Origin of the sequence: Streptomyces sp. NPDC088812 (genome assembly GCF_044750285.1) — a bacterium.
Lineage (GTDB): Bacteria > Actinomycetota > Actinomycetes > Streptomycetales > Streptomycetaceae > Streptomyces.
In genome coordinates this window covers 211,192-237,392 of sequence record NZ_JBIVJP010000012.1, presented here as the reverse complement: position 1 = coordinate 237,392, position 26,201 = coordinate 211,192, and the positions used below count along the sequence as shown (strand labels likewise).

28 protein-coding genes and 5 pseudogenes are annotated in these 26,201 nt (G+C 71.6%); 21 read left to right on the top strand and 12 right to left on the bottom strand.

All coding sequences use genetic code 11. From position 1 onward, the window contains the following. Positions 1-102: 102 nt before the first annotated feature. The 3 genes from ACIP67_RS22525 (at position 103) to ACIP67_RS22515 (ending at position 3,093) form a co-directional block, all read left to right on the top strand. Positions 103-1,392 carry a sensor histidine kinase gene (locus tag ACIP67_RS22525; RefSeq protein WP_401694016.1) on the top strand — a complete coding sequence of 430 codons (1,290 nt, stop codon included), beginning with the start codon at positions 103-105 and terminating at the stop codon, positions 1,390-1,392. After that, entirely contained in the window at positions 1,380-2,039 is a 660-nt protein-coding gene (locus ACIP67_RS22520) for a response regulator (protein WP_401694014.1), read from the top strand. Before ACIP67_RS22525 ends, ACIP67_RS22520 begins: the two co-directional genes overlap by 13 nt. Positions 2,040-2,169: 130 nt before the next feature. Next, positions 2,170-3,093: a CPBP family intramembrane glutamic endopeptidase gene (locus ACIP67_RS22515; RefSeq protein WP_401694012.1), complete on the top strand. Its 924-nt coding sequence runs from the start codon at positions 2,170-2,172 to the stop codon at positions 3,091-3,093. A gap of 163 nt (positions 3,094-3,256) precedes the next feature. Here the strand turns inward: ACIP67_RS22515 and ACIP67_RS22510 are convergent, their stop codons facing one another. Next, on the bottom strand, positions 3,257-4,120 hold the full coding sequence (locus ACIP67_RS22510; RefSeq protein ID WP_401694011.1) for a LysR family transcriptional regulator: 864 nt from the start codon (positions 4,118-4,120) through the stop codon (positions 3,257-3,259). Positions 4,121-4,250: 130 nt separating this feature from the next. Between ACIP67_RS22510 and ACIP67_RS22505 the strand changes: the two genes are divergently transcribed. Further along, on the top strand, positions 4,251-5,144 hold the full coding sequence (locus ACIP67_RS22505; RefSeq protein ID WP_401694010.1) for an oxidoreductase: 894 nt from the start codon (positions 4,251-4,253) through the stop codon (positions 5,142-5,144). Between the two features lie 64 nt (positions 5,145-5,208). On the opposite strand, the gene ACIP67_RS22500 is transcribed toward ACIP67_RS22505, so the two are convergent. Beyond that, on the bottom strand, positions 5,209-5,796 hold the full coding sequence (locus ACIP67_RS22500) for a TetR/AcrR family transcriptional regulator (protein WP_401694008.1): 588 nt from the start codon (positions 5,794-5,796) through the stop codon (positions 5,209-5,211). 82 nt (positions 5,797-5,878) lie between these two features. Between ACIP67_RS22500 and ACIP67_RS22495 the strand changes: the two genes are divergently transcribed. Next, a complete protein-coding gene (locus tag ACIP67_RS22495) occupies positions 5,879-6,766 on the top strand; it encodes an SDR family NAD(P)-dependent oxidoreductase (protein ID WP_401694085.1) in 888 nt (295 codons plus the stop codon). A gap of 78 nt (positions 6,767-6,844) precedes the next feature. Here the strand turns inward: ACIP67_RS22495 and ACIP67_RS22490 are convergent, their stop codons facing one another. The 3 genes from ACIP67_RS22490 to ACIP67_RS22480 all read right to left on the bottom strand — a co-directional run bounded on the left by ACIP67_RS22490 (position 6,845) and on the right by ACIP67_RS22480 (position 8,364). Next, a complete protein-coding gene (locus ACIP67_RS22490; protein ID WP_401694083.1) occupies positions 6,845-7,495 on the bottom strand; it encodes an NADPH-dependent FMN reductase in 651 nt (216 codons plus the stop codon). Next, positions 7,434-7,640, bottom strand: coding sequence for a hypothetical protein (locus ACIP67_RS22485; protein ID WP_401694006.1), 207 nt, complete (start codon positions 7,638-7,640; stop codon positions 7,434-7,436). The genes ACIP67_RS22490 and ACIP67_RS22485 overlap by 62 nt, the downstream gene beginning before the upstream one ends. 151 nt (positions 7,641-7,791) lie before the next feature. After that, a complete protein-coding gene (locus ACIP67_RS22480; RefSeq protein WP_401694004.1) occupies positions 7,792-8,364 on the bottom strand; it encodes a TetR/AcrR family transcriptional regulator in 573 nt (190 codons plus the stop codon). 62 nt (positions 8,365-8,426) lie between these two features. Here ACIP67_RS22480 and ACIP67_RS22475 point away from each other — a divergent pair, with 62 nt between their 5' ends. From ACIP67_RS22475 to ACIP67_RS22440, 8 genes and pseudogenes are all read left to right on the top strand, one after another. Then, positions 8,427-9,398: an SDR family NAD(P)-dependent oxidoreductase gene (locus ACIP67_RS22475; RefSeq protein WP_401694002.1), complete on the top strand. Its 972-nt coding sequence runs from the start codon at positions 8,427-8,429 to the stop codon at positions 9,396-9,398. A 160-nt stretch (positions 9,399-9,558) separates the two neighbouring features. Then, positions 9,559-9,900, top strand: a complete 342-nt coding sequence (locus ACIP67_RS22470; protein ID WP_401694000.1) for a hypothetical protein — start codon at positions 9,559-9,561, stop codon at positions 9,898-9,900. After that, positions 9,897-10,040, top strand: coding sequence for a hypothetical protein (locus tag ACIP67_RS22465; protein WP_401693998.1), 144 nt, complete (start codon positions 9,897-9,899; stop codon positions 10,038-10,040). The genes ACIP67_RS22470 and ACIP67_RS22465 overlap by 4 nt, the downstream gene beginning before the upstream one ends. Before the next feature lie 217 nt (positions 10,041-10,257). Continuing rightward, the gene (locus ACIP67_RS22460; RefSeq protein WP_401693996.1) at positions 10,258-10,530 is read left to right on the top strand and encodes a hypothetical protein; all 273 of its coding nucleotides are present in this window, start codon (positions 10,258-10,260) and stop codon (positions 10,528-10,530) included. A gap of 33 nt (positions 10,531-10,563) precedes the next feature. Beyond that, positions 10,564-10,950 carry a hypothetical protein gene (locus tag ACIP67_RS22455; RefSeq protein ID WP_401693994.1) on the top strand — a complete coding sequence of 129 codons (387 nt, stop codon included), beginning with the start codon at positions 10,564-10,566 and terminating at the stop codon, positions 10,948-10,950. A gap of 226 nt (positions 10,951-11,176) precedes the next feature. Then, positions 11,177-11,866 (top strand): RNA polymerase sigma factor, encoded by a 690-nt coding sequence (locus tag ACIP67_RS22450; RefSeq protein ID WP_401693992.1) that lies wholly within the window; start codon positions 11,177-11,179, stop codon positions 11,864-11,866. Between the two features lie 9 nt (positions 11,867-11,875). Next, positions 11,876-12,808: a CU044_5270 family protein gene (locus tag ACIP67_RS22445; protein WP_401693990.1), complete on the top strand. Its 933-nt coding sequence runs from the start codon at positions 11,876-11,878 to the stop codon at positions 12,806-12,808. A gap of 171 nt (positions 12,809-12,979) precedes the next feature. Next, positions 12,980-13,140 (top strand): annotated as a pseudogene (locus ACIP67_RS22440) (IS5/IS1182 family transposase); the annotation flags it as partial. Between the two features lie 108 nt (positions 13,141-13,248). Here ACIP67_RS22440 and ACIP67_RS22435 read toward each other — a convergent pair. Then, a pseudogene (locus tag ACIP67_RS22435) lies at positions 13,249-13,416 on the bottom strand (chlorophyllase); the annotation flags it as partial. 687 nt (positions 13,417-14,103) lie between these two features. Then, on the bottom strand, positions 14,104-14,919 hold the full coding sequence (locus ACIP67_RS22430) for a class I SAM-dependent methyltransferase (RefSeq protein WP_401694081.1): 816 nt from the start codon (positions 14,917-14,919) through the stop codon (positions 14,104-14,106). Between the two features lie 318 nt (positions 14,920-15,237). Here ACIP67_RS22430 and ACIP67_RS22425 point away from each other — a divergent pair. After that, positions 15,238-15,345 (top strand): annotated as a pseudogene (locus ACIP67_RS22425) (type I restriction endonuclease subunit M); the annotation flags it as partial. Positions 15,346-15,530: 185 nt separating this feature from the next. Here ACIP67_RS22425 and ACIP67_RS22420 read toward each other — a convergent pair. From ACIP67_RS22420 to ACIP67_RS22410, 3 genes are all read right to left on the bottom strand, one after another. After that, positions 15,531-15,716 carry a hypothetical protein gene (locus ACIP67_RS22420; RefSeq protein WP_401694093.1) on the bottom strand — a complete coding sequence of 62 codons (186 nt, stop codon included), beginning with the start codon at positions 15,714-15,716 and terminating at the stop codon, positions 15,531-15,533. A gap of 1,092 nt (positions 15,717-16,808) precedes the next feature. Then, positions 16,809-17,732: an RNA polymerase sigma-70 factor gene (locus tag ACIP67_RS22415; RefSeq protein ID WP_401693988.1), complete on the bottom strand. Its 924-nt coding sequence runs from the start codon at positions 17,730-17,732 to the stop codon at positions 16,809-16,811. A gap of 161 nt (positions 17,733-17,893) precedes the next feature. Then, complete coding sequence (locus tag ACIP67_RS22410; RefSeq protein ID WP_401693986.1) at positions 17,894-18,661, bottom strand: SDR family NAD(P)-dependent oxidoreductase; 768 nt, start codon at positions 18,659-18,661, stop codon at positions 17,894-17,896. Between the two features lie 808 nt (positions 18,662-19,469). Between ACIP67_RS22410 and ACIP67_RS22405 the strand changes: the two genes are divergently transcribed. Then, positions 19,470-19,595 (top strand): hypothetical protein, encoded by a 126-nt coding sequence (locus ACIP67_RS22405; RefSeq protein ID WP_401693984.1) that lies wholly within the window; start codon positions 19,470-19,472, stop codon positions 19,593-19,595. Positions 19,596-19,997: 402 nt separating this feature from the next. Here the strand turns inward: ACIP67_RS22405 and ACIP67_RS22400 are convergent, their stop codons facing one another. Then, the gene (locus ACIP67_RS22400) at positions 19,998-20,426 is read right to left on the bottom strand and encodes a thiamine pyrophosphate-binding protein (RefSeq protein ID WP_401693982.1); all 429 of its coding nucleotides are present in this window, start codon (positions 20,424-20,426) and stop codon (positions 19,998-20,000) included. Between ACIP67_RS22400 and ACIP67_RS22395 the strand changes: the two genes are divergently transcribed. From ACIP67_RS22395 to ACIP67_RS22380, 4 genes and pseudogenes are all read left to right on the top strand, one after another. After that, on the top strand, positions 20,395-20,886 hold the full coding sequence (locus ACIP67_RS22395) for an FAD-linked oxidase C-terminal domain-containing protein (RefSeq protein ID WP_401693980.1): 492 nt from the start codon (positions 20,395-20,397) through the stop codon (positions 20,884-20,886). The genes ACIP67_RS22400 and ACIP67_RS22395 overlap by 32 nt on opposite strands. A gap of 123 nt (positions 20,887-21,009) precedes the next feature. Beyond that, positions 21,010-21,915, top strand: a complete 906-nt coding sequence (locus tag ACIP67_RS22390; RefSeq protein ID WP_401693978.1) for a carotenoid oxygenase family protein — start codon at positions 21,010-21,012, stop codon at positions 21,913-21,915. Next, positions 21,908-22,525 (top strand): carotenoid oxygenase family protein, encoded by a 618-nt coding sequence (locus ACIP67_RS22385; protein WP_401694079.1) that lies wholly within the window; start codon positions 21,908-21,910, stop codon positions 22,523-22,525. The genes ACIP67_RS22390 and ACIP67_RS22385 overlap by 8 nt, the downstream gene beginning before the upstream one ends. Before the next feature lie 19 nt (positions 22,526-22,544). After that, positions 22,545-23,998, top strand: a pseudogene (locus ACIP67_RS22380) (aldehyde dehydrogenase family protein). A 62-nt stretch (positions 23,999-24,060) separates the two neighbouring features. Here ACIP67_RS22380 and ACIP67_RS22375 read toward each other — a convergent pair. Beyond that, positions 24,061-25,362 (bottom strand): PucR family transcriptional regulator, encoded by a 1,302-nt coding sequence (locus ACIP67_RS22375; RefSeq protein WP_401693976.1) that lies wholly within the window; start codon positions 25,360-25,362, stop codon positions 24,061-24,063. An 81-nt stretch (positions 25,363-25,443) separates the two neighbouring features. Between ACIP67_RS22375 and ACIP67_RS22370 the strand changes: the two genes are divergently transcribed. Together ACIP67_RS22370 and ACIP67_RS22365 are read left to right on the top strand one after the other, a co-directional pair. After that, complete coding sequence (locus ACIP67_RS22370; protein WP_401693973.1) at positions 25,444-25,815, top strand: DUF3237 domain-containing protein; 372 nt, start codon at positions 25,444-25,446, stop codon at positions 25,813-25,815. 43 nt (positions 25,816-25,858) lie between these two features. Continuing rightward, positions 25,859-26,158 (top strand): annotated as a pseudogene (locus ACIP67_RS22365) (IS701 family transposase); the annotation flags it as partial. Positions 26,159-26,201 lie beyond the last annotated feature (43 nt).

Sequence of the window (26,201 nt, the reverse complement as noted above, 5' to 3'; positions counted from 1 at the left end):
CCCGGTCGGCGGTACAGCAGGCTGTACCTCGCCTTTCCCGGCCCCTGGCTGCCGTCGGACCGGCGCGTCGTCCTAAGGTCGGGGCGCGACGGAGGAGGGCGGATGACGACCCCGACCACGAAGGCCACCGCGGAACCCGGCACGAGCCCCGGGACGGCCGGCTTCAAGGACACCGCCGCACGGACCGTGCGGAACGCGTGCGGGGCCGTCGCGCAGCTCGTCGGCGGCCTCGGCACGGCCGGACCGGCGTTCGTCCTGTTGCTGTGGACGGCGTTGTCCGTGGTCACGGCGCCGCTCGGCGTGGGCCTGCTGCTGGCCCTGCCGGTGCCGCGTGCCCTGCACGCCCTGGCCGCCAGGGAACGCCGGCGGCTCGCCCGGCACGGGACGGAGGTCGTCGCCCCGCAACCGCCGCCGGTCCGGCTGCGGCCGGCCCTCGCCGACCCCACCACCCGACGTGAGCTGCGCTGGCTGCTCCGGCACGCCACCCTCGGCCTGCTGCTGGGCATGCTCGGCTGGTACCTGCCGCTGTCCGCGTTCCGGGACTCGGTGTTCCCCCTGGTGTGGCCGGTGGTGCCGGCGGACGCCACCAGTACGTCGCTGGGGTTCGGCGTGGCCCACACCTGGCCGGAGGCCGCCGCCGTGGCCCTGCTCGGCCTCGGCTGGATCGCCGTCGTCCTGGGCCTGTTCCCCGCCATGGCACGGCTCCAGTCGTCCCCCGGGCGGCGGCTCCTCACGGCCGGTCCGGGGACGGACCTGTCGCTGCGGATCGCCGAGCTGACCGCGACCCGGGCCGCCGCGCTGGACGCCCACGCCACGGAACTGCGGCGCATCGAACGGTCGTTGCACGACGGTGCGCAGAACCGCATCGTCACCGTCGCCGTGCTGATCGGCGCCGCCCGGCGCCGGGTGGCCCGCGACCCGGACGGCGCGGGGGACCTGCTGGAACGCGCCCAGCAGGCCGCCGAGCAGGCGCTCGCGGAGCTGCGTGCCGTCTCCCGCAGCATCCTGCCGCCGGTGCTCGCCGACCACGGTCTGGCGGGCGCGCTGTCCGGGCTGGCGGCGGGCTGCGCGGTGCCGTGCCGTGTCGACGTCGAGGTGCCCGAGCGGTGCGCCGCGTCCGTCGAGGCGACCGCCTACTTCGTCGTCGCCGAGGCACTGACCAACATCGCCAAGCACAGCGGGGCTTCGCGGGCCGTCGTCACGGCACGTGGCGGGGGCGGCCGGCTGCGGCTGCGCATCGAGGACGACGGCAGGGGCGGCGTCGACGAGGACGGCGGGTCCGGTCTGGTGGGCATCCGCCGCCGTGTCGCGGCGCATGACGGTACCCTCACGGTGGCCGGCCCGCCGGGCGGCCCGACAGTCCTTGAGGTGGATCTTCCATGCGGATCGTGATAGCCGAGGACGACCCGTTGCTGAGGGAGGGAGTCGCCCTGCTGCTGCGGGCCGAGTCCCTCGACGTGGTCGCCACGGCCGGTACCCCCGAGGGCGTCCTGGACGCCATCGACGAGCACAAGCCCGACGTCGCCATCCTCGACGTACGGATGCCGCCCAGCCACACCGACGAAGGGGTGCGCGCCGCGGTGGAGGCCCGGCGGCGGCAGCCCGGGCTCGCGGTGCTGGTGCTGTCGGCGTACGTCGAGCAGTCCTTCGCCACCGAGCTGCTCACCGGCGGTGTCACCGGCCTCGGGTATCTGCTGAAGGAACGGGTAGGCCGGGTCGAGGAGTTCCTCGCCGCGTTGTACCGGGTCGCGGCGGGCGGCACCGCCCTCGATCCCGAGGTGGTCGCGCAGCTCTTCACCCGTTCCCGCCAGGACACCCGCCTCGAACGACTCAGCCCCCGCGAACGCGACGTGCTCGCGCTGATGGCGGAGGGGCTCGGCAACACCGCGATCGCCGAGCGGCTCGTCGTCACCGACGGGGCGGTGCACAAACACATCCGGTCCATCTTCGCCAAGCTCGACCTGTCGCCCACCGACCGGGTGGACCGGCGGGTGGCTGCGGTCCTGCACTACCTGGAGGACTCCCGCCGCCGAACCTGACGGCAGGGTACGGGAGTCGGGTGGTACAGCCTGCTGCACCACCGCTCGGGGTGCGCACGGCAATGATCCGCGCGGTCTCGGCTGGTGTGCTGGACGCATCGCATCAGCCCCCTCGCGAAGGGATGTCCCCGTGACCCTCCACACCCCCGTCAGCGGCATCGCCCGGCAGCCGGCGGACGATCCCGGCGGTCTGCGCGGCAGTGTCCGCCGCCGGCCGCTGACCTGGTTCTTCTCCCTGGCCATGGTGTTGAGCTGGGCAGCGTGGACACCGTACGTCCTGTCGGAGAACGGGCTCGGGGTGTGGCACTTCGCCTTCCCGGCCGCGCTCGGCACCTCGCAGCTTCTGGGCGTCCTGCCCGGCGCCTACCTCGGTCCGATCGGCGGGGCGTTCCTCGTCACCGCGCTCGCCGACGGCCGCGCCGGGCTGCGGGCCTGGGGGCGCCGGTTCCTCAAGTGGCGGGTGAGCTGGCGCTGGTACGCGGGGACCATCGTCGCCGTGCCGGTGCTGCTGACCATCGCGTCGGCCGCGCTCGCCGACCGGGACCCGGTGTGGCCCTCCCCCCTCGTGGTGGCCGCGCTGGTGCCCGGTCTGGTCCTGCAGATGGTCACCACGGGCCTGGCCGAGGAGCCCGGCTGGCGGGACTTCGCCATGCCCCGCCTCCAGCGCCGGTTCGGTCCGGTGGGCGCGAGCCTCGTGGTCGGGCCGCTGTGGGGTGTCTGGCACCTGCCGCTGTTCCTGACCGAGTGGGGCGGCTGGCCGGACGTGCCACCGACGCTGCCGCTGGAGTTCTGCGCCACGACGGTCGTGTTCAGCTTCGTGCTCACCTGGATCTTCAACCGCACCGGCGAGAGCCTGCCACTGGCCATGCTGGCGCACACCGGCGTCAACAACTTCTTCTCCGTCGCCTGGACGGACATGTTCCCCACCCTGGACCAGCAGGGCTCGATCCACGCGTTCCTCCTCGCGTCGACCGTGGTCGCCGGTGTGCTGCTGGTGGCCACCCGGGGTCGGCTGGGCTGCCCGCCGGGCGAGGACCGCCAGCGGGCCCACTGACCCGCGCGCAGGGACGACGAAACGTCAACCCCCATCACTCCCAGCCCAGACAGTGCGCCACAGCCAGCTGGCCGGGTGACCAGGGACGGCGACCGTGTCACCGTCTCCGGCCTGGGACCGGGCCGTCACCGCTTCACGGTCACACGTCAGCCGCACACGCCGGTCACAGTTGTGTGGCGGTGCGGACCAGTGCCGCGAGGGCGAGGGAGCGGCTGTGCGCGGGCCAGGCGATGTGCGTGACGACGGGGGGCGCGTCGGTCAAGGGAACCGCGGCGTGTTCGGCCCACAGCCAGGCGCGGGCGGAGTCGGGGAAGACGGCCACGGTGCGGCCGAGGGCGATCAGTTGGGCCAGTTGCGTCTGATCGTGGATCTCGGGGCCCGGACCGGGTGGGTAGGTGCCGTCGTGGGCCCAGCGGGCGAGCGGAAGACCGGGGATGTCGCTGACGTCGGCGAGTGACAGTGTCCTGCGCGCGGCGAAAGGGTGGCCGGCCGGCAGGATGGCGACCTGCCCTTCGGTCATGAGTTCCTCGCTGTCGAACCCGGCGAGGGAGTTGAACGGCCTGTGCAGGAGCGCCACGTCGGCGCGGCCGTCGCGCAGCATCTCCCCCTGCTCGCAGGTGCCGCTCGGCAGCACCTCGATCTCGACGGCGTCGGGCTCGGTCGCGTAGGCGTCGAGGAGCTTGTGCAGCAGTTCGTGGAACGCGCCGGCCTTCACCGCCAGCACGAGGCGTTCGCGGGAACCACCCGGGCGGTCGGCGCCACCGGCGCGGCGGGTGCGGCGGGCTGCGGCAGCGGTCGCGTCGAGTGCCGCGCGCCCCTCGTGCAGAAGCGTTTCCCCGGCGCGGGTCAGGGCGACCGTGTGACGGTTGCGCTCCAGCAGACGGACGCCGAGACGCCGTTCGAGCCGCTGGATCGCACGGGACAGCGGCGGCTGCGCCATGCCGAGGCGCTCGGCGGCACGGCCGAAGTGCAGTTCCTCGGCGACGGCCAGGAAGTACCTCAGCTCACGGGTCTCCAAGGCGTCCATGACCCCAGAATACGCCGGTGATACCTGCCGGGTATCACGCGGCGTGCTGCCGGTATTGGATGCGCCGCCGGTCTCGGAGAGAACATCGGTGGCAGCCCTTCCAGCATTCGATCGACAGGAAAAGCCACTGATGAGCACCTCCTCCGCATCACTGCCCGGCGGCACCTGGGCCTTGGGCAGCCTGAACGTCACCCGCTTCGGCTATGGCGCCATGCAGCTCGCCGGTCCCGGCGTCATGGGCCCGCCCGCCCACCACGACGGCGCGCTCGCCGTACTGCGCGAGGCCGCCGGCCTCGGTATCACCCACATCGACACCTCCGGCGCCTACGGACCACATGTCACCAACCGACTGATCCGTGAGGCACTGCACCCGTACTCCCCCTCGCTGCACATCGTCACCAAGGTCGGCGCGGTCCGCGACGAGCGGGGCGGCTGGGTCCTCGCCCGGCGGCCCGAAGACCTGCGCCACAGCATCGAGGAGAACCTCGAGGATCTCGGCCTCGACGCACTCGATGTCGTCAACCTCCGGCTCGGAAACGCCCAGAGTCCCCAGGCCGGCTCGCTCGCCGGGCCTTTCGAGGCCCTCGTCGGACTTCAGCGAGAGGGTCTCATCCGTCACCTGGGCGTCAGCAACGTGACCGCGGAGCAGGTCTCCGAGGCCCTCACGATCGCGCCGGTCGTGTGCGTGCAGAACGCGTACAACCTCGCCTACCGTCACGACGACGAGCTCATCGACGATCTCGCCGCCCAGGACATCGCCTACGTGCCGTTCTTCCCGCTCGGCGGCTTCAGCCCGCTGCAGTCCGCGGCGCTCTCCGCCACGGCCGCCAGGCTGGAGGCGACGCCGATGTCGGTCGCCCTCGCCTGGCTGTTGCGGCGATCGCCGAACATTCTCCTCATTCCCGGCACCTCGTCGGTGGCACACCTGCGCGAGAACGCCGCCGGCGCCGGTCTGTCGCTCTCCGACGAGGATCTCGCCGAGCTCGACGGGATCGGCCGCCAGAAGACCGGGCGACGTCAGTAGGCGAACTCTCCGATGCCGCCGTCGGCCGCCACGGTCGTCCCGGTCGCGTAAGATCTGGTCTCCGTCATGATCGCCGGCCCTTCTCGGCGATCATCGTGACGAGCGTGTCGATGAGATCTTCGGCGCGGACCTCGCCCCACTTCTCGTTGGGCAGCTGGCCGCTCACCTCCATGCCGGCGACTCCGTTCGCGGTGCTGATGAGCAGGGCGGCGTATCTCCGGGCGTCTTGCTCGCCGACCAGGTCGGCGACGATGGCGAGGAACTCGGTCTGACTGCGCTCGGCCGCGCGGGCCAATGCGGTGGGATCACCGGACGGATTGCTGAACATCAGCTTGTAGAGGTGCGGCTGGGCGCGGCCTATGTCGATGAGCGCGAGGACCCCGCCGCGCAGTTTCTCCGCGGCCGGCAGACCGGGATCGGCACGTAGGGCCTGCATGAGATCCCCGAGTCGGTCCCACGCGCGCGTGCCGATCGCCACCAGCAGGCTCTCTTTGTCGGGGAAGTGCCGATAGGGCGCTCCGCGGGTCACTCCGGCTTCCGCGCCGACCGCGCGGAGGGTCACCGCTTCGAGGCCGCCGCGGTCGAGCAGGTCGGCTGCGGCGTCGAGCAGGGCGCGGCGAGTGGCGGCGGTCGATTCGGCGCGGCTGATCATGACGGACATCCTAGCGGGCCCGTGATGACATAGTCACCTGAGTCAGTTGACGCCGTCATCCGATTGCGGCAGAGTCACACAGGTGACAAAGTCATCTGGAAATCGAGAACTCGTAGTCGTCACCGGGGCGTCAACCGGAATGGGTGCGGCCACTGCCCGGGAAATGGCCCGCCGCGGATTTCACGTCCTCGCCGGCGTGCGACGTGAAAGCGACGGCAAGGCCCTCCTCGCCGTCGGCACAGAGCCCGTGATCCTCGACATCACCCGCCGGGATCACATCGCGGCGCTGGTGCAACGCATCGACGGCGACCCACAGGGGCGTGCCCTGAGGGCCCTGATCAACAACGCCGGCCTCCCCATGGCCGGACCGGTCGAAATGATCCCGCTCGACGAATGGCGGCGCCTGTTCGAGGTGAACGTCTTCGGCCACGTCGCGCTCACCCAGGCCCTGCTTCCCGCGCTGGTGCGCAGCAACGGCCGCATCGTCAACATCAGCTCACTGAACGGCAAGGTCTCCATGGCCGGTTACGGTGCCTACGCCAGCAGCAAGTTCGCCCTGGAGGCGGTGAGCGACGCACTGCGCAACGAACTGGCCCCGCACGGCGTACAGGTGGTGGTCGTCGAGCCGGGCGGCGTCAAGACCGAGATGGCCGGCCTCGGTCTGGCGACGTTGAGCCGCCTCAGCGCCGGAATGACCCCGGAGCAGACCGCCCGCTACGGCGCCTTGACCCAGGCGATCCCCTCCCACGTCGCCGCGTTCACCGAGGCAGGCGTGACCTCAGACACCGCGGCCCGGACGATCGCGAAGGCCGCGACCGCCCGTCGGCCTCGCGCGCGCTACACCATCGGCGCGATGACCACCTTCCTCATCCGCGCCTCCCGCTTCCTTCCCGACCGGATGACCACCTCCGATCTGCGCAAGCACTACCCGGATCGAACCGGCCTGGTCCCCGCGGCGCGTCACGCGTGACGGGCCGAGTCCCGCGTGAGCCGTTGACCGGGACCTGATCAACGGCGGCGGACCCTGCTGCGAGAGCTGGTGGGGCGATCAGGTGCTCCGGGCGGCCCGTTCGGGTTGCAGGGCTCGGTGCAAGGCGTCCACGGCTGCGGTGAGCCCGTGCTCGATCGGTTCGGTGGGACGGAACACCCGCCGGCCGTCGTGAGGGTGGAGCAGTTGGTCGATGAGCGGGATCGGGACGAAGCCGACCACATGCAGTTGAAGCGCGACCAGCACCGGTTCGAGTGCCATCGCGGCTCGGGCCCCGGCTGCCACGCCACCGTAGCTGACCAAGATCACCGGCTTGCCGTGCCCTTCCCAGAACAGGTCGTCCAGGGCGTTCTTCAGGGCGGCGGTGTAGCTGTGGTTGTACTCCGGCATCACGAAGACGTATGCCGCCGCGCGGTCTGTGACCTCGCTGAACGCGCGTGTACACGCCATCCGGTAGTCACGCGCACTCGGGTGCCCCGGTTGGGCGAGCATCGGCAGGTCGATCTCGGCGAGGTCGACCACCTCGATGTCGAAGGCACCGCTCGCGGTGGCCTCTGCTGCGACCACCGAGCGGTGGGCTCGCCCGCGCGGTTCGGCCGGGTGCTCGCGATCAGGACCTGGACGAGGGGACGGTCGGTCAACGGCTCGGTCATGACAGGTCCGGGAGCTTCCCGCTCGTCCTGAGTTCCTCGGTGAGCAGCGGGTTGACATGCTCGGCGTCGAGCCCGCCACTGCCGTAGGGGCACGTGATGATCTCCAGTTCATGACCGCTGGGGTCGTTGAAGTAGACGCCGCGGCCGTCATCGACGTGGTTGATGGCGCCCGGCTCCTGGTGCAGGGGGTCGCCCGTCTTCATCACCCACCGCCACGGCCAACGCCTTCGTCGGAACCGCTCGGCGCGATCTTGGCGGTCGTCTCGGTTGATGTGCCGAGTCGGTCTCGACGGGCGGTCCGGCCCGTCGCCGTCCGAGACCGCGGGCGGTTCCATAAGGAGGCCAGGAGCGTTTTCAGCGCACCAGGAGACCGATAGCGACCGCCAGCCGTTCGAGGTAGAACTCCCGTGATGCGACCTGGTGCTTGAGGCCGATCGATGCGCTGATCATCGTCTGTGCTACAGGGATGGCCCCCTCTCGTCCTGACTCGACGGCGATCGCGTCTGTGATCAGTTCCTCGAAACGTCGTGGTGTGGTCTCGACGATCTCTCCGAGGAGGTCGGGATTGGCCTCGATGACCGTCGTGACATCGCGCGTCAGCGGGCCGATGTAGCGGCCCGCCCACTGGTCGAACGCTTCGACGAGGCGCTCTGGAAGGGGGCGGCCGCTGTCGGCCAGGACCTGTTCGACCGCGGTGATGTCGCGATCCAAGGCCTGGGTGACCGCGGCACGGAACAGAGTCTCCTTCGAGGAGAAGAGGAAGTAGAGCCCGGGCCGGGAGATATGCGCCGCCCGCGCCACCTCCTCCATCGAGGTCTTCCGGTAACCGAACCGCGCGAACGTGGCCATGGCGGACTCCAGAACCATGGTTCGACGGTCAGTGCCAGCGACTGGCGACGACGGATGGCCAGCGTCGGGACTGTTCATGGAACGAGCATACGAACGAGAACCGCACTATACAAATCAAGTCTAATGCGTATAGTCGCGCCATGGACACTCGCAAACTCATCTCCACGCCCTTTACGCCCTCCAGCACCGCGGATGAGGTACTGCGGGACATCGACCTCACCGGCGTCCGCGCGATCGTGACGGGAGCTTCCTCCGGACTCGGGATCGAGACGGCTCGCGCACTGACCGCTGCCGGGGCGGAAGTGACGCTCGCCGTCCGGAACACGACTGCGGGTGACGTTGTCGCCGAGACGATCGGGAAGTCGACCGGAGGGATCCGGCCCCGCGTCGTACGGCTAGACCTCGCCGACAGGGCCACCGTCACACGGTTCGTCGACGCGTGGGGCGGCCCGCTTCACCTGCTGATCAACAACGCCGGCGTGGTCACCGGTGGCCTCGAACGGACGCGTGAGGGCTGGGAGCTGCAATTCGCGACGAACCATCTCGGCCACTTCGCGCTGGCCACCGGTCTTCACCACGCCCTGGCCCGGGGAGCGGCCGACCTCGAGGGAGCACGGATCGTCTCGGTCAGCTCGACGGCGCACATGCGGTCCGGCATCGACTTCGACGACCTCCACTTCGAGCGCCGCAGCTACGACCCGCAGATCGCCTACGCCCAGTCGAAGACGGCGAACTCCCTCTTCGCCGTCGAGGCGACCCGTCTGTGGGCATCCGACGGTATCGTCGCCAACGCGGTGAATCCCGGCGGTATCGCAACGGGACTGCAGCGGAACTTCACGCCGGAACAGAAGGCGTCGCTCGACGCGGCCGAGGCCGCCGGAGTTTTCACGTACAAAACGGTCGAGCAGGGGGCCGCCACCAGTGTCGTCGCGGCCGTCGCCCCCGAATTCGCTCACTCCGGAGGCCACTATCTCGACGATGCGCAAGAGGCCTACACCGTGCCGAACGACGCCGACCTCGCGCAGCACCCGCACGGTGTCAAGGAATGGGCACTCGACCCCGCCACCGCCCAGCGCCTCTGGACCGTCTCGACCGACCTGCTCCGCGTCTGACCTCTCGACGCCACAGCGAGCTACACCGTGCAACTTGTCGCACGCCCGTGAGAGTGATCCGAAAGAGAAGACCTAGCAACCCGTCACAAAGCGTGACGCCCCTCGGAGGTATTCGACACGCCTGAGTATTGCTCGCCGCCGGCAGGCGGCCTTCCGTACGGTGCAGGCCAACAGTGCGCGCGTCGTCGACGAGTGGCTGCCCGTCAAGGACTGGTCGACCGAGGCGGTCGAGGAGTGGCACGCCGATGCGCCGGTGCCGTACTGCTGGACGTACCACTCGGTGCCCGGCGCAGGCGACTGGGTCGGAACCTCCCGCTGCTCGTGCTCGTTGTGCGTTTTCGCCTCCCGCCACGACGTGCTGCTCTCCATCGGCCGGCGGCCACGGCTGGCCGACCTGTACACCGAGGTCCAGCAGGTGCGAGGCGACAGCTTCCGCGCGGACTGGCGCATCACTATCTGGTCCGGCACGCCGCGGCCTGTGGAGTGCGCGACCCCGGCGTGATCTGTCCGGACGACGGCCCGGAGTTCAACTCCCTCAAGGAGCAGGTCCGCGCAGCGCTGGAGCTGGAGCCCGGCAAGGAGCCCGACCTGGCCCGGCGGACAGGGCGATGGCCGTGCGACGGCTGTGCCGCTCCGCTCTGAGTTTTCCCGTATGCCTCTGATCTCTCTTGACCACCCAGCGCCTCCTCGACCTCGCCGCGGCCGCAACGGCCAGCCACGACGAGGACCTGGTGCTGCTCCTGCGCGAAGCGAGTGAGCTGTACCAGCAGGGGTTCGCAGACCTGCGCGACACGGTGGCAGTCCTCTTCGCCGGGCCGTCCGGCGGGGATCTGGTGGGGCGGCCGCGACCGCGGCCGGCATGCCGTGCGACGCGTCCCAGGACGGCGACGAGCTGGTCCTGCTGCTCGCCCTGGCCGAGTGGGAGGTGACTCCGGCAGCCCTGGCCTTCTCGACGTTCGGCAAAGTCCTCACCGAGGACCACACGGTCGAGGACGGCCGCGCCCGGCTTCTTCGTGAACTCGCCGAACAACAGACCACGCCCCCCGCACGACGCGCAGACGGAACCCGGTCCCGCTCCCTCACCGCAGCCCCGGTGCCGGCACCCGCCGCCCGCTCCCGAGCCCCCTCCTGACCGGCGCCTGACACCGATCGCCGTGATCCGCTCGTGCACCACGCCCAGCACACGCCGCTCCGGGGCCGGTTCCCGGGCCGCGAACTCGTCGGCGGCGCCGTCCCGCCCGGCATGATCACCCTTGCCGGGCAGCGAACGGCGTCGTTGCCTGCGGCGCGGGCTGTCGTGCAGGACGCCGCGGTACTGGATCCGGCCTGGTCTCAGGCGTGTGCCGCGGTTGTCTCGGTGTTCGGTCCGCAGCAACTGCCGATACCTGACGAGGCCATCGCCGGCTGGGTACGGGCGTTGAGTGACGAGGTCGTGGCTTTCGAGATGGTCCACGCCGATGCGGCGGCCGTGTGGGAGGCGATGACCACTGCCGCGTCCCAGGGGCGTTGCGCGCCGTGGCCCGGCGTCGCGGCCCGGAGTTTCCGGAGATGATACGCCGGGAGTTCCTGCGCCTCGGACCGGCCGGGGAGTGGCGGCACCGGCGGCGAGCGCGCCTCATCGTCGCGGGCATGCAGCCATGGACGAGCGGGGTGGCGGCAACACCGGTGTGATGTAGGCCACTTCCAGATGTGGAACTCCGGTATGCCCTTCGGGTGAACAGCGGGTGACCATGCCCCGGCTGTGAAAGACGCCAATCCATGACCCCGCGAGGAGCCCGGTGACCCTCTCCCCACGCACGAGGACCGGCGCGCATGGCGCGGCACCGCCCCGTACCGAAGCCGGCTCGGACGCCGCCGCCGTCGCGCGGTCCTGGGAGCACGCCGACGCCTTCGGGGAACCTTTCGACCGGTACGCGCAGGACGTGCACCGTTACCTCGCCCGCCGACTCGGTTCCGACGCGGCCGACGACCTGACGGCGGAGACCTTCGTGGTCGCGTTTCAGCGGCGCAGGCGTGACGACCTGACTCGCGACAACGCGCGTCCGTGGCTGTACGGGATCGCCACCCGGCTGGTGGCCCGCCACCGCCGGGCGGAGGCCCGCCGTCTGCGGGCCTGGTCACGGGCCGCGTCACTGGCCGAAGGCCGGCCGGCCGACGCCGACGACGTCGGCGAGGACCACGCGGCCCGGTACCTGGACGCCGAACTGGCCGGGGCGCTGGCCTGGCTGCCCGGCCGCTACCGGGACGTGCTGCTGCTGACCGCCCTCGGCTCGATGGACTACGCGCAGACCGCCGAGGCCCTCGGGATACCCGTCGGGACGGTCCGCTCGCGCCTGCACCGGGCCCGCAGCGGACTGCGTGACGCCCTGCGCGGCACCGGACTCGATCCCGCCCGCCCCGGCTTCGCCCTCCCCGACCCCGACCCCGCCCCCGCCCCCGGGCGTTCCCACCCCGAACCCCGCCTCTAGGAGCCCACGATGGACGATCTCAAGGCAGTGGAGCAGTGGCGTGACCGCACCCCTGCGCTCACCGACGCGGCCCGCGCCGGGGCGCGCGACCGTCTCCACCGCGCCATGGCGCGAGAGGCGGGTCCCGTACCGAGGGAGCCGGCCCTGTCGAGGCGCCTCGTGCTGCGCGGCTCGCTCGCCGGCGGTGCCGCCGCGGCGCTGGCGGCCGTCACCGTGGTCGTCGCCTCCGGCGGCTCGGGCATCCGGAACCGAACCGAGCCGACGGCGGCCCAGGTGCTCCTCGCGGCGGCCACCGCCACCCGCGCCGAGGATGGGAAGCTGCCCGTGCCCCGCGACGACCAGCTCTTCTACACGCGAACCCGGGCCGTCCGCACACCCGTGGGCGGAGGGAAGACACAGACCTGGACGAACGAGAGCTGGCTGTCGGTGGACGGCTCGCGTCCGTCCCGGCGAGTGGAGTACGGAAAGGTGCACAACGACCCACCCCTGGGCGACCACGAGGTCCAGTCGCTGCCCACCACCTACACCGCCCTCGAACGCCTGCCCACCGACCCCCGGAAGCTGCTCGCGATGTTCCGGTTCGGCGGGGAGACGGGGAACTCCGACATCATGGCCTTCACCCATCTCGGCCTGCTCATGCGGGGGCCGCGAGTGATGCCGCCGGGGCTCCAGGCCGCCGCGTTCGAAGCTCTCGCGGCGCTGCCCGAGACGACCCTCGACCACGACGTCCTCATCGACGGGCGCACCGGGCTGGGCGTCTCCTACCCAACCGTGTCGTTCACCTTGGTCTTCGCCCCCGGCACCTACGGCTACCTCGGCCTGAGACTCGAAGGCACCCATGCGAAAAAGACTGACGGCGAGTGGCAGTCCGTCGACCCGTACTACGAAACCCAGAGCCTGCGACGCATCGCCGTCGTCGACCGCATCGGCCAGCGTGCCTGACGCCCGCGGGCCGGGAGATCGGCAGGCCCGTACTGGTCGGGGAACACGCGGGCGACACCACCGTAGCTAGGGCCGATGAGATGGACACGCCGCGTTCTGTCCAGCGCCTTGACGAGCTGCTGATCGACTGACCTCCGTCACCGGCGATCTCGACAGGGGTTGATCCTTGCCGTGGCTGGTGTGATGACGGCGTCGGAGCCGTCTTGGACAGCCCCGTTCACCGGGCTGAGCCCGCGACGGTTCGGCAAGTTGATCACCGCGTGGCGGCGCGAGGGTGCGGCCCCGTCCGCAAGGGCCGGCCGTGGAGTCTGCCGCTGGAGGACCGGGTTCTGCCACGGCGGCTTGCTGCCCGGACGTCATCGTTGAGTGCCGGCCTCTGACTGCTCCCGGGCGCCGGGGGTGTGTAGCGGCGATGGGGGACGTAGCCCCGGGGTGGGTGCTTACTTGGACGCGACTCGTCCTATCGGATCGGGGTCGGTCGTCAGTGCCTCGCACGCGGCCTGCCACGCGGGGGCGCCGGGACGGAGCCGGGTGTGGAGGTAGGCCGCGGTGAGCCGGGCGAGGGCGGCGACCCGCTCGGGGTTCTCGTCGGTGGTCTCGGCGGCGTCCAGTGTGAGGCCCGCGGTGACGGCGTCGAGGTCGCGTTCGAGGTGTTGGGCGAAGCTCCGGAGGCTGGGCAGTTCGGTGGTGGAGGCAGCCGCTTCGATCCAGGTCGGCAACTGGTCACCCTGGAAGTGAGCGACCATGTGCCCGAAGGAGCGCACGTGCTCGGCAAGCGCCGTCAGCTCGGGGCAATTGGCCAGGACGGCTTTGAACTGGAGCCGGTCGCCTTCGGGGAGGGCGTCGGGGTGGGTGAGGATCCAGCGCGTAACGGCCCGAACTGACGGCGGGCGGGGGCCGACCGGTCGGGGTTCGCCGCGAAGCGTCCTGCTGACGTAGGCACGGACACTGGCGCAGCCGCGGGGACAGCCGGCCGCCTACAGCCGCCGCAAGGCCATCCCCGAACCCGTCTTCGGACAGATCATGACCTGCCGGAACGGCCGCCAGCTCCTCCTGCGTGGCAAGGACGGAGCCCGGCCAGCTGACCAGCCAGGCACCCCAGCCCACGCCACGGGCCCTGCCGGCCGAACACCCGCCGGGCAGGACCCAGCCACAGCTGCACAGGTGCCCACAAGACGGCCGTGACCGATCCCGTCGACACGGCCGGCGGGCCGCTTGCTCGTTACTGAGACACGCTCCCGGCTCCACTCATCAGGCCCCCTTGGAATTGATCATCCAGGGAACCGGAAGGCGCTCTACCTGCGGACCGCCGAGATCAGTCCGCCGGGCCGCTCCTCGCGCTGCGGCAGGGTGCTGATCGGGCGGCCGTAGGCGGCAGCGCGCTCGCGCAGGGTGTGGCTGCCGGCCTCCCAGCCGTGCCCGGCGAGCCAGCCCACCGGGTCGTCGGGCATCTCCGAGACCCACAGGGACGCCGCCGATCCCGGCACGGCATCCGCGCCGAAGCGCTCGATCACGCCGCGCGAGCCCAACGTCAGCCCCATCCGACTGCCTGCCGCCGACTGCGCGCTGATCCGGGCCAGCAGCAGCTCCACCGCGTCCTCGGGCAGATAGATCAGCAGTCCTTCGGCGATCCACACGGTCGGCACGGCCGGGTCGTGCCCCGCGGCGGCCAGCGCGCCTGGCCAGTCCTCACGCAGATCCACCGCGACGGTGATCCGCTCGCAGCGTGCGACGGCCCGCTCCTGGCGCAGCACCGAAGCTTTGAAGTCCAGTGGCGCGGCGGTGTCGACCTCGAACAGTCGGGTGCCCTCGGGCCAGTCCATCCGGAAGGCCCGGCTGTCCATGCCGGCACCGAGCAGCACGACCTGCCGGACCCCGGACGCGGAGGCCTGCTGCAACAGGTCGTCGAGGAACTTCGTCCTGATGACGATGGAGAACGACACGGCCAGCCGACGGCGGCGCGGGGCATCGTCGTCGGGCAGCGGCGGCGAGGAGGGCCACAGGCCGCCGGCGGCGGCGAAGGCCTGTGCCAGTGGGTCGCGGAACAGCGCGTTCTCCCGCTCGGTCTCCAGCGCCCGCACCCTGGCCACCCCCACCGCCGTGGCCCACACTCCCGACGGCCGCACCCGCTCCTGCTCATCAGTCACCGCGCCAGCCTAGATGATCGATTCCAAGGGGCCTGATAAGTGGAGCCGGCTTCAGGCGCGGCCAGCCGGTCATACGCGCACGGACCGCCTACGACCACTGGAACCACCATCAGGCGCAGATCAACAGTCACCCTGTGTACGCGACCACACGAAGTGGACCAGAGGCCGAGATACGACAGCACTTGTTCACCACTTCGGGCAGCGCCACCCGGATCCCGTGTCACGCTGACGGAGCGCGAGCATGACACTGGTGTCACGCTCACCTCGAGAACTGTCCATTGGGGGGTCTACCGGCGCACGTGGGAACGCTCGGACGCGACGATCAACGAGCTTCCCCTCGACGCCCCCGGTCACGTGCCGTGGTGGCCGGAGCCTTATGCCGACACGAACGGGCGGGTTCAGTGGCCCTCGGGGCGGACGCGGGTGAGGAACGCGGCGAGCGCGCTGGCGGCTTCGGGTCCGGTGGTGGCGAGCCGGGCCGCGAACGCCAACTGGGCGCCGGGACCAGGCGGGCGAGTTCAGCGAGCAGCGCGGCGTGCGCGAGGACCGGCGGCGTCAGCAGGCCGGCCGACGGGTTACGCATACGGCGTTGCCGCCGCCCCGCCGCCCCGGTGTCCCGCGCCGGGTCCCCTGCCGGCGGCGGCCTCGCGGGCGGCCGGGGCGCGGTAGTGCCCGAGGCGCGCGGCCAGGGCGTGGGCGAGCCAGGCGTCGACGTCGGCCTGGACGTAGCCGCCGGCGCGGCGGGTGAGTGCAGCGCGCACGGCTTCGTCACCGTCGCGGGGCTCGGTCTCCTCCAGGGTGCCGAGCTCGCGCAGCGCCTGCGGCTCGTCGGCGCGGGGAAGCGGCGGCGGGCGGCCGGAAGTGTGAGCCGGGGGCCGGCGGCGGTCCCGGTGAGCCCCGTCCCGTCAGCCGCGATCCGGGCGGCTTCGCGCAGATCGGCTTGCTGGGCGGTGGCGGCCGCGGCGTCGGCGGCGAGTTCGGCCTGGACGACTTCGTCGGCATCCGGGGCGTAGACAGTGCCTGGTGCCGCGTCCGCGAGCAGTTGGGCGAGACGCTCCCACTCCGCGAGCTCCGCCCGGCCGCGGACATCGTCGGCCAGATCCTCGTGGCGCGAATCCTGCCGCGCGTCGAACCGCGCGTCCTCGGAGGCCGCCGCGAGGGCGCCGGCGTCCATGCCCTTCGCTCGGCGCCGGACGACGCGGCGGCCGAAGCGAGCGGTGTCGACCGGTTCGCGGGGTGCGGCGACGTGCGGTGCGCCGGGGCGGCCAGGGCGTGGTCGTCGTCGGCCTCGGTTCGTGGTGCGGATTCGGGAGCGGGCCGCCGCCAGAGCGCTGTACGGCGGCCCGCCGGATTGAGCCGAGGCTCGATAGGTGTCACCATCGGCACCCGCTGAGCTGCGGCTTCGGTAGAGCGAAGCACTGTGATCGTCACCAGGTCGGCGCGATGCGTGTCGCCATCTGCGCGCGAAGCAGATCGGTGTCATCGGCTCCGGTGCACCGCCGGTCGCCCGAGCTGCCCCAGCCGACAGCCCGGCTGCGACCCCTTCGAGATGGGTGGCACCTGATCGAGGTGCCAGGTACCGGCATGCGTGGAACAAAAAGGCGCGTGCTCGGATGACTTGGGTGACCGGCGTGGACGCCCTGAGCGTTGATGGCAACCGGTTCGCCTGCTTGAGAAGGCGTCGCCAAGTCGGTCACTTGGTGTCGCCCGTCGCGGCCGGCCCACACGGGGCGGACGAGGTCAGCCTCGTGCGGTTCCGCCCTGGTATTCCGCCCTGGTATTCCGCCCTGGTGTTCCGTTGCTTCGCGCCCGGGGCCCGGCATCCCAGCCCTGGAGCGCGGCCGGCTCTGCGGTCAGTCTGTGGGCCGGTGTGCCCGGTGCGCCTCGCGGAGGGCCTCCCAGGCGTCCGCCACAGGACCGACGTGCCCGAGCTTGTCGGGGTTGTTCACCGTGCGGATCGTCTGGATCTGCCCGTCGAGCACGTCGAGCGCCCAGGTGCTGAGGACCTGGCCGTTCCGGTCGCGGAAGACCGAGCCCGGCTGGCCGTTCACCTGGCACGGCTCCACAAGGCCACCGCTGCTGATCACCAGCGGGGCGAACGTCGCCAGCGCCCGGAGCACGTTCTCGGCGCCAAGGACGACGGGCTTGAACTGCGGGGCCTTGCCGCCGCTGTCGCCGATCATGTGGACGTCGGCGGCCAGCAGCCCGGCCAGCCCGTCGACGTCTCCTTCCCGGAAGGCGTCGAAGAACCGTTCGGCGAGTTCCTCGCGTTCCTTCCGGTCGGCCTTGAACCGGACCCGGCCCGCTTCCATGTGCCGGCGTGCCCGCACCGCGAGCTGGTGGCACGCCGCCTCCGACCGTCCCACGGCCGACGCGATATCCGCGAAGCCGAAGGCGAACACCTCCCTCAGCACGAAGACCGCGCGCTCGAGCGGGGTGAGCCGCTCCAGCAGGAGCAGAGCCGCCATCGACAGCGAGTCCGCCAGCTCCGCCGACCGCGCCGGATCCTCGTACGGGTCGGTCAGCAGCGGTTCGGGGAGCCACGGCCCGACGTACTCCTCCCGCCGGACGCGGGCCGAGCGCAGCACGTCGATCGAGATGCGGGTGACCACGCTCGACAGGAACGCCTTGGCCGACCCGGGCCGGGTGGAGGTGGCCTGGTAGCGCAGCCATGTCTCCTGGACCGCGTCCTCCGCCTCGCTCACACTGCCCAGGATCCGGTAGGCGATCGAGAACAGCAGCGGCCGCAGTTCCTGGAACTCTTCGGTCTTCGTCACGCCGGATCCTCCTTGAATCCACGCTGCCATGAGGGACCGCAGAGCTCCAGTCCGGAGAAGCCGTGACCTCCGCGGGTCGATTGCCACTGCCTGTCGTCCGACCGGCTTCAGGGCCGAGCCATGTCGCCGGGCCGGTACGACGCAGTCGTCCAGGGCCGCCGTCACCAGGGCAGCGGGCCCTCCTCACCGAAGAATCCGGCGGTCGGTCCGTCCGCACCGAGCGTGGCCAGGCGCACCACGACCGTGGCGCCCTGCGCGACCGTGAGGAACCCGGTGTGGTTGTTGCCGTCCGTGGCGACGAAGCCGGGGGCGACCGCGTTGACCAGGATGCCGTCCTTCCGCAGCTCCTTGGCGTACTGCACGGTCAGGGCGGTCAGGGCGGTCTTGGACGGCGCGTACGCGGCCGACGGCAGCAGTGCCGCGAAGGGGCCGTCCGGATCGCTGGTGAGAGTCAGCGACGCGGCGTGACTGCTCACGTTGACGACGCGTGGCGCCGGTGACCGCCGCAACAGCGGCAGCATGGCGTTGGTCACCGCGATCACCCCGAGGACGTTGGTGTCGAACACCGCCCGGACCATGTCCAGGTCGACGGAGCTGGGGACCTGGTCATGGGCGTCTTCGGGCGACACCTGTCCGGAGCCGGTGATGCCGGCGTTGTTGATCAGTACGTCGAGCCGGCCGAAGCGCTCCTCGACCTGCCTCGCGGCCTCTTGGACGGTGGCCCGGTCGGTGACGTCCAAGGTGACCGCGTGCGCGTCGCCGCCGGCCGCGCGCACCGCCGCAGCGGCCTCCTCGCCGCGCAGTGGGTCTCTGGCCCCGATCACGACCGTCATGCCCAGCGCGGCGAGCTGCTCGGCAACGCCACGGCCGATCCCCTTGTTCGCCCCTGTCACCAGCGCGACCTTCCGGTGTGTGCTCTCCTCGCCCATGATCCGCTCCTTGTCGTCGAGGCAGGTTCCTGTCGGAACCCGTCTTCACAGCCTGAGACGAGACAGCCCGGCCGTCTCTGACATGCAGACACAAGAAACTCCTCACCGAGGAGATGGTCCAGCCGAGGTCGGGCAGGAGGGTCTACGCGCTTTCGGGGTTCGCAAAGCGGTGCAACTGGTGTGACCGCTTCACGGTCGGCGCTCTGTACGGAAGGTGTGGTGACAGCAGGCCTGCCTTGGTGACGACGGCCTGGTGAGCGGCGAGCGCCTGGTGGAAGCCGGGTGACGCCATCTCGCTCGCCGCCGCCCAGCAACTCGGCTGGGAAGGCCGCCACCAGCGCGTCCTCGGAGACATCCACTGGCTCCAAGGCGAGGCGCAGCGCGCCGCCGACTTCTCCCTGGCCGGCCGCCGCGAAGCCGAAGAACATGCCAAGGCCGGCGAGGCCGCGCACAACCAGTCGTTGCGCACCCTCGCCGTCACGCTCACCGACCCCCGCCAGGCCGACGACGAAATCGACCTGTCCCAACGGCTCCTGGCCGGCCTCGACCTGAGGGCCACCGCCGCCAGACCGCCATCGCCGCCCTCATCCGCGACGCCGGCGACCCGGACGTCGACGACCGCGGCCGTGCCCTGCGCACCGAACTCGTCACCGCGGGCCTCACCTCCACGGTCCCCACCCTTGAACTCGCCCTCGCCTTCCACCAGGCCGTCCTCGACGACGAGGACGCGCTCAGGGCCACCATCGACCGGCTCCGCGAACAGTCACAGAGCGGCGGGTACGCCTACTGCGTCGACATCGCCCACTTCATGGCCGGCTTCCCCCTCCCGGACGGACACACCCCGCCCCGCTGGCTGGACGGCGAGGACACCACCCGCGCCCGCTGGCGGAACCTCGTCACCCATCGGCGCGAGATTCTGAACAACCGGCCGTAGCAGGTGAACAAGTGTGCGTGCCGCGCGTGCCAGCAGCCGTCCTGTCGTGCTGTCCGCCCGCCGGCGCCGGGACCCCGAGCGACCATGACCACCACGTCCGGGTGGTCCTCAGGGGCCAGGCCGTGCAGCCCCTGGACGAGCCCGAAGTTCAGCGGGTCGCCGGCGATGCAGCCCAGTGCCTCGAAAATCCGACAGCACGGGTGTCCCGCAGCTCGCCCGCGGTGCGGCGCAGGGCTGCCGCTCCCCCGCCCCGGGCCACTTTCGGAGCCGGCGGCGAGGACCGACCGGCGCGCGCCGGCGAGCAGGTCGGCGACCTGGGACACGGCGTCCCAGGACGCCCCGCGGCGTGGTCCGGGGCGGTCACGGTCTCCGCTGCGAGGTCGGGCAGTGCCACGCGCTCGGTCAGCACGTTCCAGGGGACGTCGACCAGTACGGGACCGCGGGGGCCGGCGAGGCGGTGCGGATCGCGCGGGCGATCACCCGCGGCAGCAGGTCGGCCCGGGTCACCCGGTGCGCCCACTTGGTGACCGGGGTGGCGATGGCCACCTGGTCGAGACCGGCCTGGAGGGTGTCGGTCCGGTCGTCGGCCAGCGGGCCGGAGGCGGCGATGTGCAGGACCGGGGTGCGGTCCATGTGCGCGTGGGCCATGGAGGTGACCGCGTTGGGGAAGCCGCCACCTGCGGTCAGCAGCGCGACGCCCAGCCGGTTGTGCACCCGGGCGTATCCCTCGGCGGCATGCCCGGCGTGCATCTCGTGCCGGGTGTCGACGATGGGCAAGGCGTGATCGAGGGCGGCCTGGTTGGTAGAACACGACCTGGTGCCGGCGGGCATCCCGAACATGTTCCTGCTGGACGTGATGAAGCGGCACCTCGGGGACCGGGTCGGCCACATCGACTTCTCCCCCGTCCTGCCGTTCACCGGCGAGAACGCCGCCCGGCACGAAACCATGGTCCAGCGGATCCTCGCGGAGGAGGGCCTGGTCGCGGGCTTCGCCTGGATCGCCACCTTCCGCTCCCTGGTGGGCGTCAGCATGATCCTCTTCGACGTCGACGACCCGGAGCAGGCCGAGGCCGCCCGGCGCGCGGTGAACCGGATGTGCGACGAGGCCGAGCGGTGGGGCTGGAGCGAGTACCGGGCCCACCCCTCGCTGGTCGACCGCGTGGCGGCCGGCTACGGCTTCAACGACGGCGCGCTCCCCCGCCTCTACCGGCGTCTGAAGGACGCCCTGGATCCCGCCGGGATCCTCTCCCCCGGCAACCACGGCATCCGGCCGGGCGCCGGACAGGGCTGACGCCTGCCGCTCCGGGCCTCTCCATCCCCGGCCCGGTCCACGGAGCGGCACCCGCATCGCCATCGCATGAAAGGTACGTCATGAGCACTCCCCCTCCCCCCCGGCGTCGTCGTCACCTCGCCGATGAACATCGCCGCGGCACCGGAGGGTCCCTCGCAGCAGTGGCCCACCCAGAACAAGTTCCTCAACGGCCCGTTCACCCCGTGGCACGAGGAGACGCAGGCCTATGACCTGCCGGTGATCGGGCGCATCCCGGAGGACATCGCCGGAGCCCTGTTCCGCATCTCCTCCAACCCGCGCTTCCAGCCCCGCAACACCGACCGGTACCACTGGTGGGAGGGCGACGGCATGGTGGCCGGCCTCTACCTGCGGGACGGCAAGGCCGCCTTCCGCACCAGCTGGGTGCTGACCGACTCCATGAAGATCGAGGTCGAGCAGGGCGAGGCGGTCTACAGCGGCTTCGTCAACGGTGGCACCCCCGGCCGGCTGCCGAAGAACGCGCCGCTCGCGAAGAACGTCGCCAACACCAATGTCGGCATCTTCGACGACCACCTGCTCGTGTACTTCGAGGGCGGTCTGCCCTACCGCATGCACCCGCAGACACTGGAGACCTTCGGTACTCACGACTTCCACGGCGGCATCGACACCCTGTGCACCGCCCACTACAAGATCGACCCGGTCACCGGCGACATGCTGTTCTTCGCCGCCACCGGCCCGGTCATCACCTGGTACCGTGCGGACGCCAGGACCGGGCACGTCATCGAGAGCCACGCCATCGACGTCGGCGTGCCGGTCCTCATGCACGACTTCGCCGTCAGCGAGAACTACGCCGTCTTCCTGGTGGCGCCCAACCTGTTCCGCACCGACCTCATCGCCCAGGGCCTGCCCGGCGTGGTCTGGGACGAGAGCGTGCTGCCGCACGGCTCGCAGATCGTGCTGCTGGACCGCCGCACCCTCAAGGTGACCTGGCACGAGATGGGCGACCACCTCCGCGCCGACCCACTTCTTCAACGCCCACGAGATCGGTGACGAGGTCGTCGTCGACTGCCACCGCATCACGCGCCTGGGCACCCCCGCGTCCCGGCTGGGCACCCCGGTCACCTCCCATGAATGGTTCCCGCCGGCGTACTCCTGGCAGTGGCGCGTCAACACCGCCACCGGCAAGGTCAGCAACCGCCGGCTCAGCGGTATCGCCGGCGAGTTCCCGAAGATCAACGACGGCATGCTGGGCAAGGCGCAGCGCTACGGCTACTTCGCCACCACCCGGTCGCTGGCCGCGGACACGATGACCGACGGGCTCGCCCGGCACGACTTCCGCCACGGCAACACCCTCGTGGTGGAGGGCCCCGGCGCGCTGACCAACCCGAGCGAGCCCGTGTTCGTCGCCCGCGAGGGAGCCGTGAGCGAGGAGGACGGCTACGTCCTCACCCTGTGGTGGAACCGCGAGACGGAACTTTCGGAACTGCTGATCCACGACGCGGCCTCCTTCGACTCCGAGCCCGTCGCCCGCGTGCCGCTGCCGGTGCGCGTCCCCTTCGGCTTCCACGGCAACTGGGCCGACCAGGCGGCGCTCGACAAGGCCATCGCCGCCGCCGACGCCAACGCCGCCACCGACGCCACCGACGCCACCGACGCCTGACCCTTCGCGAGGACACATCATGACCGACACCTCCACCGAGCCCCGCTGGCACGGCAAAATCTTCGACGGCACCTGGCGGGAGGGCCGCGGCGGCACGCTGGACGTCACAGCCCCCGCCACCGGCAAGACGCTGGCCACGATCGGCAACGCCACCCCCGAGGACCTCGACGCGTCCGTCGCGCTCGCCCGCGTCGCCCAGCGCGAGTGGGCCCGCCTGACGTACACGGAGCGGGCCCAGGTCTTCGTCCGGGCCGCCGCGATCCTGGCGGCCGACCCGAGCCGGGTCGTCGACTGGCTGGTACCCGAGTCCGGCTCCGGGCAGGGCAAGGCGCAGTTCGAGACCGGCCTGGTCGTCTCCGAGCTCCAGGAGGCCGCGGCGCTGACCTCCCAGCCGTACGGTGAGCTGCTGCGCAGCCACAAGCCGCGGCTGTCCGCGGTACGCCGGGTGCCGCTCGGCGTGGTCGGCGTCATCAGCCCGTTCAACTTCCCCGCCATCCTCGCCATGCGGTCCGTGGCGCCGGCCCTCGCCGCGGGCAACGCCGTGGTCCTCAAGCCGGACCCGCGCACCTCCGTCTCCGGCGGGCTGGCGCTGGCCGAGGTCCTCGAGGAGGCCGGGCTGCCGGCCGGGCTGCTCCACGTGCTGCCGGGCGGCGCCGACGTCGGCCAGGCCCTGGTCGCGCACCCGGACGTGCCCTGCATCTCCTTCACCGGCTCCACCCCGGCCGGCCGCGCCATCGCGACCGCCGCCGCCCCGCTGCTGAAGAAGGTCCACCTGGAGCTGGGCGGCAACAACGCCGTGCTGGTGCTGCCCGACGCCGACCTGGACGCGGCGGCCTCGGCCGGCGCCTGGGGTTCCTTCCTGCACCAGGGCCAGATCTGCATGGCCACCGGCCGGCATTTCGTCCACCGGTCGCCGAGTACGCGGCCAAGCTGGCCGAGAAGGCGGCGGGCATCCCGGTCGGTGACCCGACCGACCCGGCCAACGCGCTCGGCCCGATCATCGACGAGCGCCAGCGGGACAAGGTGCACGACATCGTGACCCGTTCCGTCGAGCAGGGGGCGGTCCTGGCCGCCGGCGGCACCTACGACGGCCTGTTCTACCGGCCCACGGTGCTCACGGACGTGCCGCTGGACGCCCCGGCCTTCGCGGAGGAGATCTTCGGTCCGGTCGCGCCGGTCGTCGCGTACGACACGATCGACGAGGCCATCGACCTGATCAACTCCTCCGAGTACGGGTTGTCGGTGTCGATCCTCACCGCCAACGCCTTCACCGCCTGGGAACTGGCCGACCGCATCGAGTCCGGCGCCGTGCACATCAACGACCAGACGGTCGACGACGAGGCGGTGGCCCCGTTCGGCGGCAGCAAGGCGTCGGGGGTCGGCGGACGCTTCGGCGGCTCGGCGAACCTCGACACCTTCTCCGAGGTGCAGTGGCTCACGGCCCAGTCGAGCATCCAGCGCTACCCCTTCTGACGGGGCACGCCGCTGCCGTCGGCCGGCACCGGCCGGCGGCAGGTGCGGTCCGTCGGGACGGCTCAGAGGGCGGACGGCCGCAGCACCTCCGGCTCCAGCGTCCAGGGGCACTCCCGGGCCAGCAGCAGGGCGGCCACCGTGTCGGTGGCCCGCTGTGCCGCCGGCCGGCCCAGCCTCTGCTCCGCCTGCCGCACCCGGTAGGCGACCGTGCTGGGGGCCAGGGACAGCTCCTGTGCCGCCGCCTGCCGGCTGCCGCCGTGCTCCAGGTACGAACGCAGCGTCTCGCGGATCGCGGCCGAGCGGCTGTCCCTCCCGGTCAGCCCGGAGAGCACCCGCGCCACGAAGCGGCGGGTGTCCTCCCCGGCCACCGCGGCGAGGGACGCCAGCGCGGTGTCGTCGTAGCACCAGCGGCCCACTCCCCCCAGGCTCCGGCCGAACCGGAGCATCTGGCGGGCGCCGAGCACGCTGGTGCGCAGGCCGGCGACGTCCGTCCCGGCCGGCCCCACCGCGACGGACAGCCCGTCGGAGGAGGCGACGTTCCGGATGCGGGGCACGGGGTCGTCCCCGGTGGTGCGGTAGGACCACAGGGCGGTGCTGGTCCCGTCGGCGCCGTCCAGCAGCAGGAACCCGGCCGCCTCGGTGTCGGCCGCCACCTGGTGGGCGTAGGAGTGGGCGGGTCCGGCCGCCTCGGTCTGGCCCACGGGCCCGCACACCCACAGCACGGCCGCGACGTGCCTGCGGGCGAGGCGCACACCGAGGATGTCCTCGGCCCCCTCGGGGGCGCGGCCCGTGGCCAGGATGTCCTCCAGCACCTGCCTCCGGGACACGGACAGTCTGATCAGCCACGCCGTGCGTTCCTCTTCGTACGACGAGGAGAGGTCACGGGTGAGGAGGTCCACGAAGTGCAGCAGGCGGGACGACAGCCGCCGGACCTCCGCCAGCGGCGACACGGAGGACCCGGACGTCTCGAGCGCGTCCAGCAGCGCGTCCTGCACAGCTGTGTGAGACATCCACACCACCCGCAGGACGGTTCCCACGGGCGCCCCCTGGCGCACGGCGAGCCGGACGTGTTCCACCGCCTCGTCGGGTGCCCTGCGCAGCGGGCGGCCGCCGGGCACCAGGAAGGCGAGGACCGCGAGCAGGGACGCCTCACAGGCGGGGCGCTCGCTCTGCGTGAGCCGCAGCGCCGGATCACGGTCGGCTGCGGCGGTGATGTCCTCGTCGATCCGCGCGGCGAGCTGAACGGCCCACTGCGTCACCTGCGGCCCCAGCACCTGCGTCGCCTCGGCAATGGTCTCCGCGGCACTCGCGGGCGCCAGGAAGGGGCGGCGCGGCTTCAGTTGCAGGATCCAGTGAGACCGCACGGCGCCTCCTAGCACAGGCCACATGTATCGGATCTGGCCCCGCCCATCGACGTCGGAGACACTCCGCACGGGCGCCACCGCGTGATTCCCATCATCGGCGGAACCTGCACGGGACCGGAAGCCTCCGGCCTCGTCCTGCCGGGCGGAGCGGACTGGAACCTGGTCCGCGAGGACGGCGTCACCCACCTGTGGGCGCGGTACACGCTCCGCACCGAGGACGGCCACCACCTGATGATCACCAACGAGGGCTGGGGCACGCAGGACGAGGCGACCATGGAGCGCATCTTCGCCGGGGGCGGCGGCGCCCCGGCCGACTGGTACTGCCGGACCAACCCCCGCTTCGAGGCGGGCAAGGGTCCGTACGCCTGGATGAACCACACCTTGTTCGTCGGCGACCTGCGCCCGCCGACCAGGGGTGATCAGGTCACGATCGACGTGCACCGCGTCATGTGACACCCGGGGGCCCGCCGCCCAGAAGGCAGGCGGCCACTACGGGTGGGACGGTGTCCTATCCGCATGCGCAGTGCTGGTCGAATGGCCTCGCGGCCAGGACACCCCGACCGGCTACTGGCTATCGAACCTGCCGCCCGGCACCCCGGTCACCGATCTGGTGCGGTGGGCGAAGATGCGCCGGCGGATCGAGCACGACTACCGCGAGCTCAAGCACGGCCTGGGCCTGGACCACTTCGAGGGCCGCACCTGGCGCGGCTGGCATCACCACGTCACCCTCGTCACCGCCGCCCAGGCCTTCCTCACCCTCCGGCGGCTCCACCCAAAATCCCACATGCCGGCCTGACCCTCTACCAGATCCTGGACGCACTCCAGGACCTGCTGCGGTG

Excerpts from the sequence above, each read along its gene's own strand:
- ACIP67_RS22525 (WP_401694016.1), top strand. The coding sequence starts at position 103 with ATGACGACCCCGACCACGAAGGCCACCGCGGAACCCGGCACGAGCCCC.
- ACIP67_RS22520 (WP_401694014.1), top strand. The coding sequence starts at position 1,380 with ATGCGGATCGTGATAGCCGAGGACGACCCGTTGCTGAGGGAGGGAGTC.
- ACIP67_RS22510 (WP_401694011.1), bottom strand. The coding sequence starts at position 4,120 with ATGGACGCCTTGGAGACCCGTGAGCTGAGGTACTTCCTGGCCGTCGCC.
- ACIP67_RS22505 (WP_401694010.1), top strand. The coding sequence starts at position 4,251 with ATGAGCACCTCCTCCGCATCACTGCCCGGCGGCACCTGGGCCTTGGGC.
- ACIP67_RS22500 (WP_401694008.1), bottom strand. The coding sequence starts at position 5,796 with ATGATCAGCCGCGCCGAATCGACCGCCGCCACTCGCCGCGCCCTGCTC.
- ACIP67_RS22490 (WP_401694083.1), bottom strand. The coding sequence starts at position 7,495 with ATGTCAACCCGCTGCTCACCGAGGAACTCAGGACGAGCGGGAAGCTCC.
- ACIP67_RS22485 (WP_401694006.1), bottom strand. The coding sequence starts at position 7,640 with ATGAAGACGGGCGACCCCCTGCACCAGGAGCCGGGCGCCATCAACCAC.
- ACIP67_RS22480 (WP_401694004.1), bottom strand. The coding sequence starts at position 8,364 with ATGAACAGTCCCGACGCTGGCCATCCGTCGTCGCCAGTCGCTGGCACT.
- ACIP67_RS22475 (WP_401694002.1), top strand. The coding sequence starts at position 8,427 with ATGGACACTCGCAAACTCATCTCCACGCCCTTTACGCCCTCCAGCACC.
- ACIP67_RS22460 (WP_401693996.1), top strand. The coding sequence starts at position 10,258 with ATGCCGTGCGACGCGTCCCAGGACGGCGACGAGCTGGTCCTGCTGCTC.
- ACIP67_RS22445 (WP_401693990.1), top strand. The coding sequence starts at position 11,876 with ATGGACGATCTCAAGGCAGTGGAGCAGTGGCGTGACCGCACCCCTGCG.
- ACIP67_RS22410 (WP_401693986.1), bottom strand. The coding sequence starts at position 18,661 with ATGGGCGAGGAGAGCACACACCGGAAGGTCGCGCTGGTGACAGGGGCG.
- ACIP67_RS22405 (WP_401693984.1), top strand. The coding sequence starts at position 19,470 with ATGGCCGGCTTCCCCCTCCCGGACGGACACACCCCGCCCCGCTGGCTG.
- ACIP67_RS22400 (WP_401693982.1), bottom strand. The coding sequence starts at position 20,426 with ATGCCCGCCGGCACCAGGTCGTGTTCTACCAACCAGGCCGCCCTCGAT.
- ACIP67_RS22390 (WP_401693978.1), top strand. The coding sequence starts at position 21,010 with ATGAACATCGCCGCGGCACCGGAGGGTCCCTCGCAGCAGTGGCCCACC.